The sequence below is a fragment of the Ramlibacter cellulosilyticus genome (assembly GCF_014297465.1).
Taxonomy (GTDB): Bacteria; Pseudomonadota; Gammaproteobacteria; order Burkholderiales; family Burkholderiaceae_C; genus Ramlibacter; species Ramlibacter cellulosilyticus.
This window is the reverse complement of the sequence record NZ_JACORT010000007.1, coordinates 41,996-54,602: the sequence shown is the minus strand read 5'-3', so window position 1 is coordinate 54,602 and position 12,607 is coordinate 41,996. Positions and strand designations below refer to the sequence as shown.

Here is a 12,607-nt window from a genome sequence, read left to right as displayed (position 1 = left end):
ATCGGGCCATGGACTGGCTCGATGAAGTCAAGTGGGACGCCCAGGGGCTCGTCCCGGTGATCGCCCAGGAAGCGAAGACCGGCGACGTGCTCATGTTCGCCTGGATGGACCGCGCGGCGCTGCAGAAGACGGCCGAACTCGGTCGCGCGGTGTATTTCAGCCGCTCGCGCGGCAAGCTGTGGTTCAAGGGCGAGGAGTCCGGCCACGTGCAGCAGGTGCACGAGATCCGCATGGACTGCGACAACGACGTGCTGCTGCTCAAGGTGACGCAGCTCGGGCACGACCCCTCCATCGCCTGCCACACGGGCCGCCACAGCTGCTTCTTCCAGCTCTGGCGCGACGGGCAGTGGCAATCCGTGGAGCCGGTCTTGAAGGACCCGTCCACCATCTACAAGTAGCGAGACATGAGCGATCCCCTGGCCCGCCTGGCCGACGTCATCGAAAGCCGCAAGCCCGCCAACGGCGGCGATCCCGACGCGAGCTACGTCGCGCGGCTGCTGCACAAGGGGCCCGACGCGTTCCTGAAGAAGATCGGCGAGGAGGCGACCGAGGTCGTCATGGCCGCCAAGGATTGCGACCAGGGCGGCGACCCGAAGAAGCTGGTCGGCGAAGTGGCCGACCTCTGGTTCCACAGCATGATCGCGCTGGCGCACTACGGCCTGAAGCCGGCGGACGTGATCGCGGAACTGCAGCGGCGCGAGGGCCTCTCCGGGCTGGAGGAGAAGGCCCTGCGCAAGGCGCAGGCCCGCGAGGCCGGGGGCGAATGAGACTCTCCTGGGGGTTGCCATGGCGGAAACCGACTACGTGACGCTCGAAGACGACAACGGCAACCCGGGCCGCCGCACCGTGATGCACGTCCTGTACGGCATGCACACGGTGGCGCCGTTCACGCTCTGGAGCCTCTCGCTGATCGCGCTGGTCGTGCACTACGTCAAGCGCGCGGACGAGACCGACGCCCGCTACGTGGCGCACCACAGCTACATGATCCGCACCGTGTGGTGGACGCTGCTGTGGCTGCTGATCACGTCGCCGCTGTGGCTGCTCTTCGTCTTCCCCGGCGCGATCGCGTACACGCTCATCGGCGCCTGGTACCTGTACCGCTGCCTGCGCGGCTGGCTGCGCTTCAACGACAATCGCTATCCCGATTGAGTCCCGCGGCCATGAACCACGACCCGAACTGCATCTTCTGCAAGATCGTCGAGGGGAAGATCCCCTCGAAGAAGGTGTACGAGGACGAGGACGTCCTCGCCTTCCACGACATCCACCCCTGGGCGCCGGTGCACTTCCTGCTGATCCCCAAGGAGCACGTCACGTCGATGGCGCACGTCGAGGAGCGGCACGCCGCGGTGCTGGGCAGGATCATGACGCTCGTGCCGAAGCTCGCGCAGCAGGAAGGCTGCCGGCCGTACCCGGAAGGCGGCTTCCGCATCGTGTGCAACACGGGCGCGGACGGCGGACAGGAAGTGCCGCACGTGCACTTCCACGTCATCGGCGGGCCGCGGCCCTGGCTGAAGGGCTGAGCAGTTCCCACACGGGGCGAACTTCCCAGCCCGACTAGAATCCGAGCAGTAAACAGGAGTAATCCATGGGTTCCTTTTCCATCTGGCACTGGCTGGTCGTGCTGTTGATCGTGGTGCTGGTCTTCGGCACCAAGAAGCTGAAGAACATCGGCTCCGACCTCGGTGGCGCCGTCAAGGGTTTCAAGGACGGCATGAAGGACGGCAGCCAGCCGGACACTCCCGTGCCGCCGCAGTCGCAGGTCACCGCGTCGCAGGGTCCGTCCGGCGCCCCCGCGGACAAGACCACCATCGACGTCGAAGCCCGCAACAAGTCCTGATCCGCGGTTCCTGAGTGATCGACCTCGGCCTGTCCAAGATGGCGCTGATCGGCGCCGTGGCCCTGATCGTGATCGGGCCGGAGAAACTGCCGCGCGTCGCGCGGACGGTGGGCACGCTGCTGGGCAAGGCCCAGCGCTACGTGAACGACGTCAAGGCCGAAGTCAACCGCTCCATGGAGCTCGACGAGCTCAAGAAGATGAAGGAGACGGTGGAGAGCGCGGCCCGCGACGTCGAGAGCTCCGTGTCCACCGCCGCGTCCGACTTCGAGAAGCAGTGGCAGGACGCGACGTCCACCGCGCAGGATGCGCTGCCCGACGCTTCGCCGTCCTATCCCGAGTACAAGCACCCGAAGAAGAAGTGGCGCGTGAAGCAGGGCGCCGTGCCCCACTGGTACAAGGCCCGCACGGGCGTGCGCACCCGGGCGCTGTCCGGTGCGGCCCGTGTGGCAAAGTACCGCCCGCAGAAGTTCAACTGAAAGCGGGGCCGGCAGCGCCGGCGGCCGTTCCCCTATGTCCACAACACCGAACGACCAGGAAGACGAGCTGGCCGGCACCGAGCAGCCCTTCGTCGCGCACCTGATCGAGCTGCGCGACCGGCTGATCAAGGCCGTCATCGCCATCGCCGTCGTCGCGGCGGTGCTGGCCGTCTACCCGGGTCCCGCCGCCCTCTACGACCTGCTGGCGCAGCCCCTCGTGGCGCACCTGCCCAAGGGCGCCACCCTGATCGCCACCTCGGTGATCTCGCCCTTCGTGGTGCCGCTGAAGATCCTGCTGATGGCGGCCTTCCTGGTCGCGCTGCCCGTGGTGCTGTGGCAGGTGTGGGCCTTCGTGGCGCCGGGCCTGTACTCGCACGAGAAGAAGCTGGTGCTGCCGCTGGTGATCTCCAGCACCATCCTGTTCTTCATCGGGGTGGGGTTCTGCTACTTCTTCGTGTTCGGGAAGGTCTTCTCGTTCATCCAGAGCTTCGCGCCCAAGAGCATCACGGCCGCGCCGGACATCGAGGCCTACCTGAGCTTCGTGCTCACCATGTTCCTCGCCTTCGGCGCCGCCTTCGAGGTGCCGATCGTGGTGGTGGTGCTGGCGCGCATGGGCATCGTCTCGGTGGAGAAGCTGAAGGAATTCCGCGGCTACTTCGTGGTCCTCGCCTTCATCATCGCCGCCGTCATCACGCCGCCCGACGTGGTGTCGCAACTCGCGCTCGCGATCCCGATGTGCCTGCTGTACGAAATGGGCATCTGGGCGGCGCAGATCTTCATCAGGCACACGAAGGCACCGGACGAAGAGGGCGAAGCGGCGAAGCCTTGATCCCGTCGTTCCCGCGGAGGCGGGAACCCACGGCTTCCTCGAAGATGCGGCGCACTGCGCCGCATTTGCTTTCCTGGCGGGTACGGAGGCTGGGTTGCCCGAAGGGCACCCCAGCTTTTCGCAACGGCGCGGGTTGCTGGGGTGCGCTCCGCGCAACCCAGCCTACAGGGCTCGGTCCGTCCCAGCCCTTTGCGGCCGGATCAGCGCTGCTGCGGCAACCCCGGCTGCTGCGGCACCTGGCGCGGTTTCGGACGCTTGCCGGGGGTGACCGTGACGTCCAGGTTGTCCTCCCGGCGCTGCAGCTTGAACTGCGTGGCCATGCCGGGCTTGAGGGCGGCGACCGAGGTCAGGAGTTCGGAGACGTTGGCGATGTCCTTGCCGCCCACCTGCACCACGACGTCGCCGGGGCGGATGCCGGCCTGCGCGGCGGGGCCGTTCTGCAGGACGCCGGTGATCAGCACGCCCTTGCGGGCCTTCACGCCGAAGGTCTCCATCAGCTCCGGCGAGAGGTCGGCCGGCTCCACGCCGATCCAGCCGCGGGTGACGACGCCGTCCTTGACGATGCCCTCCAGCACCAGCTTGGCCGTGGAGACGGGAATCGCGAAGCCGATGCCCATGCTGCCGCCCGAGCGCGAGTAGATGGCGGTGTTGATCCCCATCAGGTTGCCGTTGACGTCCACCAGCGCCCCGCCCGAGTTGCCCGGGTTGATGGCGGCGTCGGTCTGGATGAAGTTCTCGAAGGTGTTGATGCCCAGCTGGTTGCGCCCCAGCGCGCTCACGATGCCGCTGGTCACGGTCTGGCCGACGCCGAAGGGGTTGCCGATGGCCAGCACCTGGTCGCCCACCTGCAGGGCGTCGGAGTTGCCGAGGGTGATGACCGGCAGGCGCTCCAGGTTGATCTTGAGGATGGCGAGGTCGGTCTCGGGGTCCGTGCCGATGATGCGCGCGCGGGCCTTGCGGCTGTCGTTGAGGGCGACCTCGATCTCGGTGGCGCCCTCGACCACGTGGTTGTTGGTGAGGATGAAGCCGTCCGGGCTGATGATCACGCCGCTGCCCAGGCCGCTCTGCGGCACCGAGCCCTGGTCACCGAAGAAGAAGCGGAACCACGGGTCGTTGGACGAGGGGCGGTCGGCCGCCTTGCTGGTGTTGATGCTCACCACGGCCTGCGACGCCCGCTGGGCCGCGACGCGGAAGCTGCCCGCGGGCGGAGGCGCGTTGACCGACGTGGGCGCCTCCGACAGGGCGACGCCGGTGGTGCCCGTCGTGACCGGCCGGGTGCGCAGCCACTCCGGCTTCATCGTCAGGACCACGAAGTAGACCGCCAGCAGCACGGTGACGGCCTGGGAGAACACCAGCCAATAGCGTCGCATGTTGTATCTTGGGAAAGCCCGAGTGTATGCCCGCGCGACTGCGCGAGGGCCAGCCGCAGGGCGGCGCGGATCAGGTGGCGGCGCGCTGCGTGGCCGCCACCGGCTGCAGCAGGGGCCGGGCCGGCCGGCCGTGGAAGCTGGCCTGCTCCGCGGGCACCGGCTCGCCCGTCTGCGGGTCCGCCAGGGCGGCACGCGAGCGCATCTGCCGCGCCGCCTCGGCCAGGCGCTGCGCCTCGTCCAGCACGTCCTCGACTTCGAGGGGGCGGCGCCGCAGGTGCACGACGCCCACCCCGAAATCGACGCGCACCCGCATGGCCTCGCCGTTGCGGCCGGTGACTTCCACCGGCTGCCGCAAGGTGCCTGCCAGGCGCAGGCCGATGGTGCGCAGCCAGGGGCGGGCCGGGATGGTCTCCACGAGGCCGACGAAGCAGCGGTCCCAGTAGCGCCCGACCGGGTTCACCAGGCCGATCTGGCGCTGGATGCGCCCCGCCAGGGTCATCCAGACCTCGTTGAGGGCCGCGTTGCCCGCCAGCGTGGCGATGCGCTCCGGCTCGAAGATGGTGACGGCCAGCAGCGCGCCTTCGCGGCCGGTGCGGCGCCGCCGCTTCTGCGCGGCCAGCAGCTGCTGCACCAGCGCCGTGGAACTGTGGACCTGGGTCACCGGATCGATGGCCGTCGCGCCGCCCTCGCGCGTGCGCCAGGCGCGGCGCGCGCGCCGCCACAGGCCGTGGCCGGTGACGGCGTTGCTGCCGACCGCGGCGACGGCCAGCGCGACGTGCACCGCCAGCGGCCAGGGGCCCCGGTGCATGGCCAAGGCGTACAGGCCGGCGATGGCCGGCAGCGTCAGCGCGCAGCCGCCCGCCATGACCAGCGCGAGCCGGTCGCCGATGGTCCAGGCGCGGACGGTCAGCCAGCACGTGAGGCCGCTCCCCAGCAGCGAGAGCAGCGCCGCGGCGGGCAGCTGCAGCTCGCCCGGCAGCAACAGCGCGGCCACGCCGCCCGCCGGCACGCCGAAGGCGGCAGCGCGCAGCACCGCGGCCATGAGGCGGTCGCGCTCACCCGCGCCCAGCCAGCCCTGGATCCAGAAGCTGGAGACGCCGACGCACACCGGCCCGGCCAGCACCTGCAGCACGCGCAGCCGCTCCGGGCCGGGATGCGCCAGCTGCCGCAGCACGCCGCTTTCGACCAGCACCAGCAGGAACACGCTCAGGTGGAAGGCCAGCGCGCGCAGCTGCGCGGGACCGGGCCGCCGGAAGAGGTCGCCGGCCCGCGCGAGGCCCACGGCGGCGATCGCGCCGAGCGCCATGCTCCACACCACCAATGCGATCGTGCCCATGGACGCTCCTGTGCAAGCCGCCGATGGTGCGGCCGGCGGCCGCGCGGGGCATAGGACAATGGGGCCTGATCGCTGTGACCTCTTTCCCATGACCCACCGGCAAGACCTGCTGCAAGCCTTCGATTCCCTGCTCGCGCCGGAGCGCTTCAAGGACTACGGTCCGAACGGGCTGCAGGTGGAAGGCCGCGAGACCGTGCGCAGCATCGTCTCGGGCGTGACGGCGAGCCGCGCGCTGATCGAGGCCGCCGTGGAGCGCGGCGCCGACGCGATCTTCGTGCACCACGGCCTGTTCTGGCGCGGGCAGGACGGGCGCGTGACCGGCTGGATGAAGCAGCGCCTGGCGCTGCTGCTCGCGCACGACATCAACCTCTACGCGTACCACCTGCCGCTGGACGCGCACCCGGAGCTCGGGAACAACGCGCAGCTCGGGCAGCGCCTCGGCCTGCAGGCGAGCAGCCGTTTCGGCGAGCAGGACCTCGGCTTCATCGGCGGGCGCGCCGACGGCCAGGTGTTCGCGGACACCGATGCGCTGGCGGCCCACGTGCGCCAGGCGCTGGGCCGGCCCGTCACCGCGGTGGCGGGCGCGCCGGGCCCGATCCGGCGCGTCGCCTGGTGCACGGGCGGCGCGCAGTCGTACTTCGAGGCCGCGATCGCGGCCGGCGCGCAGGCTTTCCTCACCGGCGAGATCTCCGAGCCGCAGGCGCACTACGCGCGCGAATGCGGCGTGAGCTTCCTCGCCTGCGGGCACCACGCGACCGAGCGCTACGGCGCGCCGGCGGTGGCGGCGCACGTGGCGCGCGAGCTCGGGATCGCGCACGAGTTCGTCGACGTGGACAACCCGGCATGAAGCCGATCGCGATCACCATCGGTGATCCGGCCGGCATCGGGCCGGAGATCATCGCGAAGGCCTATGCGCAGGAGCCGGAGCTCACGCGCGGCACCTTCGTCGTCGGCGACGTCGAATGCCTGCGGCGCGGCACGCGTTCCGTGGCCGGCGACGCGCCTCCGCTGCCCGTCGCCGTCATCGACGATGTCGTCGACGTTGTGGACGTGCCGCCACGCTGCATCCCCTTGTTGCAGGTGGGCACACCTTTCACCGATTTGCCGACGATCGGGAAAGTCGACGCTGCCGCCGGCCGCCTCGCCGCGGAGGCCGTCACTTGGGCCGCCCGCGCCGCCCTGCGCGGCGACATCGCTGCGCTGGTCACCGCGCCCCTGCACAAGGAAGCGCTCGCCGCTGCCGGCGTGCCTTTCCCGGGCCACACCGAATTGCTGCAGGCGGAAGCCGCGCTGCATGCGGGCGTCGCCGTGGAGCAGATGCCCGTGCGCATGATGCTGGCCAACGAGGAATTGCGGACGGTCCTCGTGAGCATCCACGTGGCGCTGCGCGCCGCGCTCGATGCGGTGACCTGCGAACGGGTGCTGGAGACCTTGCGCATCACCGACCGCACGCTCACGCGCGCCCTCGGCCGGCGCCCGAAGGTCGCCGTCGCGGGACTGAATCCGCACGCGGGCGAAGGCGGCCTGTTCGGCCGCGAGGAACTGGACGTGATCGTGCCGGCCATGCAGGCCGCCGAGTCCGAGGGCCTGGACCTGCACGGTCCTTTCGCGCCCGACACGGTGTTCATGCGCGCGCGCCGCGGCGAATTCGACGTGGTGGTCGCGATGTACCACGACCAGGGGCTGATCCCCGTGAAGTACCTCGGCGTGGAAAAGGGCGTGAACGTCACGCTGGGGCTGCCGCTGGTGCGGACCAGCCCGGATCATGGGACGGCGTTCGATATCGCGGGGACGGGGAAGGCGGATGCGTCGAGCCTGGTCGAGGCGATCCGGATGGCGCGGGGGCTTGCTGGGGTTCGCTGACGCGAAACCCAGCCTACGGGCGCCGGCTTCCTGGGTTTCGTAGGCTGGGTTGCGCGAAGCGCACCCCAGCACCCCCTCACCGCGCCGCCGGCAACCCGTTCGTCTTCAGGCTGTCCCGGATCTCGCGCAGCAGCTGCACGTCCTCCGGCGGCGGCGCAGGTTCGGCCTTGGCTTCCGGCGCCGCGTTCAGGCGCCGCAGCCGGTTGACCTGCTTGACCATCAGGAAGATCACGAAGGCCAGGATCAGGAAGTTCACGGCCACGGTCACGAAGTTGCCCCAGGCCAGCACCGGCACGCCGGCCTTCTTCAGCGCGTCCAGCGTCAGGGGGGTGCCGGCCGGCGGCTCGGCGAGCACGAGGAACAGGTTGGAGAAGTCCAGCTTGCCCACGATGCGCGAGATGAGGGGCATCACCACGTCGTTCACCAGCGAGTCCACGATCTTGCCGAAGGCCGCGCCGATGATCACGCCCACGGCGAGGTCCACCACGTTGCCTTTCACGGCGAATTCGCGGAATTCGTGCAGCAGCTTCCCCATCGTCCTCTCCTCTTGCGCAAAAGCCGGAGTATGCGCGAGGCAACGCGAGGGTGGAATCCGGTGGATACGACCCGCTACAATCGCCGGTTGACCCTCAACAACGAGAGATCCTCGAGGACCCCATGAGCAACTCCACGGTGGACGCCAGCAAACGGACGTGGCTGATCGCGTCAAGTTGTGCGGGCGCGGTGGGCGCGGGCTTTGTCGCCGTCCCCTTCGTCAGCAGCTTCCAGCCTTCCGAGCGCGCCAAGGCCGCCGGTGCTCCCGTCGAAGTCGACATCTCCGCGCTCGCACCGGGCCAGAAGATGACGGTCGAATGGCGCGGCAAGCCCGTGTGGATCCTGCGCCGCACGCCGGAGCAGCTCGCGGGGATCAAGAAGGTCGACGCCGAGGTCGCCGACCCGCAGTCCAAGCGCACGGCCTACCCGACGCCCGAATACGCGCAGAACGAATACCGCTCGATCAAGCCCGAGATCTTCGTGGCCGTGGGCATCTGCACGCACCTGGGCTGCTCGCCCACCGACAAGCTGCAGCCGGGCCCGCAGCCCTCGCTGCCCGATGACTGGCAGGGCGGCTTCCTGTGCCCCTGCCACGGCTCCACCTTCGACCTGGCCGGCCGCGTCTACAAGAACAAGCCGGCCCCGGACAACCTGGAAGTGCCTCCGTACACCTTCCTGTCGGACACCCGCCTGCTGATCGGCGAAGACAAGAAAGCCTGAACGGACGCACCATGGCCGAATTCAAGGAAATCTCCCCGAACGCCAGCACCGGCGCCAAGCTGAACAACTGGCTGTACAACCGCTTCCCGACCGCGTACGACGCGTACAAGGTCCACATGTCGGAGTACTACGCTCCGAAGAACTTCAACTACTGGTACTTCTTCGGCTCGCTGGCGCTGCTGGTGCTGGTGATCCAGATCGTCACCGGCATCTTCCTGGTGATGCACTACAAGCCGGATGCGGCCGTGGCCTTCGCGTCCGTCGAGTACATCATGCGCGACGTGCCCTGGGGCTGGCTGATCCGCTACATGCACTCCACGGGTGCCTCGGCCTTCTTCATCGTGGTCTACCTCCACATGTTCAAGGCCATGATCTACGGCAGCTACCGCAAGCCGCGCGAGCTGGTCTGGATCTTCGGCTGCACGATCTTCCTGATGCTGATGGCCGAGGCCTTCTTCGGCTACCTGCTCCCCTGGGGCCAGATGTCCTACTGGGGCGCCCAGGTGATCGTGAACCTGTTCTCCGCCGTGCCCTTCGTCGGCCCCGACCTCGCCCTGCTGATCCGCGGCGACTACGTGGTGAGCGACGCGACGCTGAACCGCTTCTTCAGCTTCCACGTGATCGCGATCCCGCTGGTGCTGATCGGCCTGGTGGTGGCGCACCTGTTCGCGCTGCACGACGTCGGCTCCAACAACCCCGACGGCGTGGACATCAAGGCGAAGGACTACCCGAAGGACGCCAACGGCCACTCCGTGGACGCGGTGCCCTTCCACCCGTACTACTCCGTGCACGACATGGTGGGCGTGGCGGTGTTCCTGATGGTGTTCAGCGCGATCATCTTCTTCGCGCCGGAGCTGGGCGGCTACTTCCTGGAGTACAACAACTTCATCCCGGCCGACCCGCTGGTGACGCCCGCGCACATCGCGCCGGTCTGGTACTTCACGCCCTTCTACTCGATGCTGCGCGCCACCACCGAGGTGATGGTCAACGTGTTCTGCATCATCGTGGCGCTGGCGGCGGTCTGGGCCTTCTTCAGGAGCCGCCTGTCCTTCATGGGCAAGGTCGCCGCCGTCGTGGCCGCACTGGTCGCGATCGTGCTGCTCAAGACCTTCGACGCCAAGTTCTGGGGCGTGGTCATCATGGGCGGCGCCGTGGTCATCCTGTTCTTCCTGCCCTGGCTGGACAAGAGCCCCGTGCGCTCCATCCGCTACCGTCCGGGCTGGCACAAGGCGGTGTACGGCGTGTTCGTCGTGTTCTTCCTGGTGCTCGGCTACCTGGGCATCCAGCCGCCGTCGCCGCTGGGCACGCTGGCCGCGCAGGTCATGACCATCTACTACTTCGGCTTCTTCCTGCTGATGCCGTGGTGGAGCCGCCTGGGCGCCTTCAAGGCCGTGCCCGACCGCATCACCTTCGCGCACTGAAGCCCGGAGCCGACAGAATGAAAAAACTGATCCTCTCGTTCCTGCTGGCGCTGGGCGTGGCGGCCGGCGCGCACGCCGCCGGCGGCGAAACGGTGCACTGGGACAAGGCGCCCAGCAACACGAACGACCTGCCGTCGCTGCAGAACGGCGCCAAGCTGTTCGTCAACTACTGCCTGAACTGCCACTCCGCCGCCTTCATGCGCTTCAACCGCCTGCAGGACATCGGCATCAGCGAGCAGCAGATCAAGGACAACCTGCTGTTCATCAGCGACAAGGTGGGCGACACGATGAAGGCGCCCATCGACCCGAAGGAAGCCAAGGAGTGGTTCGGCGCGGTCCCGCCCGACCTGACCCTGATCGCGCGCTCCCGCTCGGGCCACGGCGGCACCGGTGCGGACTACCTGTACACGTACATGCGCACCTTCTACCGCGACCCGTCGCGGCCCACCGGCTGGAACAACCTGGTGTTCCCCAACGTCGGCATGCCGCACGTGCTGTGGGAGCTGCAGGGCGACCGCGAGCCGGTGTTCGACAAGCGCGAGGAGCACGGCCACGAGGTGAAGGTCTTCACGGGCTGGAAGCAGGTGAGCCCCGGCGCCCTGACGCCCCTGAAGTACGACCAGGCCGTCGGCGACCTCGTCGGCTACCTGAGCTGGATGGCCGAGCCGGCGCAGAACCACCGGGTGCGCGTCGGCGCCTGGGTGCTGCTGTTCCTGGCCGTTCTCACGGTCATTGTCTGGCGCCTCAACGCGGCGTTCTGGAAAGACGTTAAATAACGGGTTGTAAGCGGCCGGACGTGCGTCCGGCCCGCTCCCTTGTTCAGAGTGGGCTGCAGCCGCACCCACTCTTTTTGGTTTTCTGAGGACTTTCAATCATGATGGTGCTGTATTCGGGAACGACCTGCCCCTTCTCGCATCGCTGCCGTTTCGTGCTGTTCGAGAAGGGCATGGACTTCGAGATCCGTGACGTCGACCTGTACAACAAGCCGGAAGACATCAACGTGATGAACCCGTACGGCCAGGTGCCCATCCTGGTCGAGCGCGACCTCATCCTGTACGAGTCGAACATCATCAACGAGTACATCGACGAGCGCTTCCCGCATCCGCAGCTGATGCCCGGCGACCCGGTCGACCGCGCCCGCGTGCGCCTGTTCCTGCTCAATTTCGAGAAGGAGCTGTTCGTGCACGTGTCGACGCTGGAATCGCGCGCGTCCAAGGGCAACGAGAAGGCGCTGGAGAAGGCCCGCTCGCACATCCGCGACCGCCTCACCCAGCTCGCGCCGGTGTTCCTGAAGAACAAGTACATGCTGGGCGAGAACTTCTCGATGCTCGACGTCGCCATCGCGCCGCTGCTCTGGCGCCTGGACTACTACGGCATCGAGCTGTCGAAGAACGCCGCGCCGCTCCTGAAGTACGCCGAGCGCATCTTCTCGCGTCCTGCGTACATCGAGGCGCTGACCCCGTCCGAAAAGGTGATGCGCAAGTAAATGTTGGCCCCCACGCTTGCCGCCTTCGGCTTCGGCGCTGCCCCCCGAGGGGGCGTCGGCCGCCTTGGGGCGGCCCGGCGGCGGCCGAAGCGGTAAGCTAGCGGTTCAGCAGTTTCTCCGCCGCATGAACGCACTCGAATCGACCTCCACCCGCCCGTACCTCATTCGGGCCCTCTACGAATGGTGCACCGACAACGGCTTCACGCCGTATGTCGCCGTGCTCGTCGACGAGACGGTGCAGGTGCCGCGCGAGTACGTGAAGAACGGCGAGATCGTGCTGAACATCAGCTACGACGCCACCTCGTCGCTGAAGCTCGGGAACGACTTCATCGAGTTCAAGGCGCGCTTCGCCGGCAGCGCGCGCGAGATCATGGTCCCCGTGAACCGGGTGATCGCGATCTACGCGCGCGAGAACGGCCAGGGCATGGCCTTCCCCGTGCCGGTGCCCGGCGCGCCCGCGGAAGACGCCGCCCCCGCGCCGTCGAAGCCGTCGCCGCTCTCCAGCGTGCCCGCCGCGCCGGCGGAAGAGGGCAAGGTGGTGCAGCTGGTGACCCCGGAAGAGGGCGGCAAGCCCCCGGGCACCGAACCCCCCAAGCCGCCGGGCGGCCCGCGGCCGGCGCTGAAGCGCATCAAATAAGATCCGTCCGCACCCCGCCGGTTTAGCTCAGTCGGTAGAGCAACCGCCTTGTAAGCGGTAGGTCGTCCGTTCGATTCGGACAACCGGCACCATTCCCC

The 12,607-nt window shown here is 68.4% G+C and carries 17 protein-coding genes and 1 tRNA gene; 15 read left to right on the top strand and 3 right to left on the bottom strand.

The window, feature by feature from the left end; all coding sequences use genetic code 11:
* Positions 1 to 8 precede the first annotated feature (8 nt).
* The 7 genes from hisI to tatC all read left to right on the top strand — a co-directional run bounded on the left by hisI (position 9) and on the right by tatC (position 3,142).
* Complete coding sequence (gene hisI, locus H8N03_RS16355) at positions 9 to 398, top strand: phosphoribosyl-AMP cyclohydrolase (protein WP_187077270.1); 390 nt, start codon at positions 9 to 11, stop codon at positions 396 to 398.
* Between the two features lie 6 nt (positions 399 to 404).
* The gene (locus tag H8N03_RS16350) at positions 405 to 767 is read left to right on the top strand and encodes a phosphoribosyl-ATP diphosphatase (protein ID WP_187077269.1); all 363 of its coding nucleotides are present in this window, start codon (positions 405 to 407) and stop codon (positions 765 to 767) included.
* A 19-nt stretch (positions 768 to 786) separates the two neighbouring features.
* Complete coding sequence (locus H8N03_RS16345; RefSeq protein ID WP_187077268.1) at positions 787 to 1,149, top strand: DUF4870 family protein; 363 nt, start codon at positions 787 to 789, stop codon at positions 1,147 to 1,149.
* An 11-nt stretch (positions 1,150 to 1,160) separates the two neighbouring features.
* The gene (locus H8N03_RS16340) at positions 1,161 to 1,520 is read left to right on the top strand and encodes a histidine triad nucleotide-binding protein (RefSeq protein WP_187077518.1); all 360 of its coding nucleotides are present in this window, start codon (positions 1,161 to 1,163) and stop codon (positions 1,518 to 1,520) included.
* A gap of 65 nt (positions 1,521 to 1,585) precedes the next feature.
* Positions 1,586 to 1,837, top strand: coding sequence for a Sec-independent protein translocase subunit TatA (tatA, locus tag H8N03_RS16335; protein ID WP_187077267.1), 252 nt, complete (start codon positions 1,586 to 1,588; stop codon positions 1,835 to 1,837).
* Positions 1,838 to 1,851: 14 nt separating this feature from the next.
* Entirely contained in the window at positions 1,852 to 2,313 is a 462-nt protein-coding gene (gene tatB / locus H8N03_RS16330) for a Sec-independent protein translocase protein TatB (protein ID WP_187077266.1), read from the top strand.
* Between the two features lie 34 nt (positions 2,314 to 2,347).
* Positions 2,348 to 3,142, top strand: coding sequence for a twin-arginine translocase subunit TatC (gene tatC, locus H8N03_RS16325; protein WP_187077265.1), 795 nt, complete (start codon positions 2,348 to 2,350; stop codon positions 3,140 to 3,142).
* 200 nt (positions 3,143 to 3,342) lie between these two features.
* Here tatC and H8N03_RS16320 read toward each other — a convergent pair whose 3' ends face one another.
* Both H8N03_RS16320 and H8N03_RS16315 read right to left on the bottom strand, forming a co-directional pair.
* Positions 3,343 to 4,512, bottom strand: a complete 1,170-nt coding sequence (locus H8N03_RS16320) for a S1C family serine protease (protein ID WP_187077264.1) — start codon at positions 4,510 to 4,512, stop codon at positions 3,343 to 3,345.
* Positions 4,513 to 4,582: 70 nt separating this feature from the next.
* Positions 4,583 to 5,848, bottom strand: coding sequence for a nucleotidyl cyclase domain-containing protein (locus H8N03_RS16315; protein ID WP_187077263.1), 1,266 nt, complete (start codon positions 5,846 to 5,848; stop codon positions 4,583 to 4,585).
* Between the two features lie 88 nt (positions 5,849 to 5,936).
* On the opposite strand from H8N03_RS16315, the gene H8N03_RS16310 reads away from it, so the two are divergent.
* The gene (locus tag H8N03_RS16310) at positions 5,937 to 6,695 is read left to right on the top strand and encodes a Nif3-like dinuclear metal center hexameric protein (RefSeq protein ID WP_187077262.1); all 759 of its coding nucleotides are present in this window, start codon (positions 5,937 to 5,939) and stop codon (positions 6,693 to 6,695) included.
* Positions 6,692 to 7,711, top strand: coding sequence for a 4-hydroxythreonine-4-phosphate dehydrogenase PdxA (pdxA, locus tag H8N03_RS16305; protein WP_187077261.1), 1,020 nt, complete (start codon positions 6,692 to 6,694; stop codon positions 7,709 to 7,711). The genes H8N03_RS16310 and pdxA overlap by 4 nt, the downstream gene beginning before the upstream one ends.
* A gap of 76 nt (positions 7,712 to 7,787) precedes the next feature.
* On the opposite strand, the gene mscL is transcribed toward pdxA, so the two are convergent.
* Positions 7,788 to 8,246 carry a large conductance mechanosensitive channel protein MscL gene (gene mscL, locus H8N03_RS16300; RefSeq protein ID WP_187077260.1) on the bottom strand — a complete coding sequence of 153 codons (459 nt, stop codon included), beginning with the start codon at positions 8,244 to 8,246 and terminating at the stop codon, positions 7,788 to 7,790.
* Positions 8,247 to 8,368: 122 nt separating this feature from the next.
* On the opposite strand from mscL, the gene petA reads away from it, so the two are divergent.
* The 6 genes from petA (at position 8,369) to H8N03_RS16270 (ending at position 12,601) form a co-directional block, all read left to right on the top strand.
* Positions 8,369 to 8,965 (top strand): ubiquinol-cytochrome c reductase iron-sulfur subunit, encoded by a 597-nt coding sequence (petA, locus tag H8N03_RS16295; protein ID WP_187077259.1) that lies wholly within the window; start codon positions 8,369 to 8,371, stop codon positions 8,963 to 8,965.
* Between the two features lie 11 nt (positions 8,966 to 8,976).
* Positions 8,977 to 10,386: a cytochrome b gene (locus H8N03_RS16290; RefSeq protein WP_187077258.1), complete on the top strand. Its 1,410-nt coding sequence runs from the start codon at positions 8,977 to 8,979 to the stop codon at positions 10,384 to 10,386.
* Positions 10,387 to 10,403: 17 nt separating this feature from the next.
* A complete protein-coding gene (locus H8N03_RS16285; RefSeq protein WP_187077257.1) occupies positions 10,404 to 11,162 on the top strand; it encodes a cytochrome c1 in 759 nt (252 codons plus the stop codon).
* Positions 11,163 to 11,260: 98 nt separating this feature from the next.
* Positions 11,261 to 11,872, top strand: coding sequence for a glutathione S-transferase N-terminal domain-containing protein (locus H8N03_RS16280; protein WP_066702169.1), 612 nt, complete (start codon positions 11,261 to 11,263; stop codon positions 11,870 to 11,872).
* Between the two features lie 124 nt (positions 11,873 to 11,996).
* The gene (locus tag H8N03_RS16275) at positions 11,997 to 12,509 is read left to right on the top strand and encodes a ClpXP protease specificity-enhancing factor (RefSeq protein ID WP_187077256.1); all 513 of its coding nucleotides are present in this window, start codon (positions 11,997 to 11,999) and stop codon (positions 12,507 to 12,509) included.
* A gap of 16 nt (positions 12,510 to 12,525) precedes the next feature.
* Positions 12,526 to 12,601 (top strand) — tRNA-Thr (locus H8N03_RS16270).
* The last annotated feature ends 6 nt before the right edge of the window (positions 12,602 to 12,607 follow it).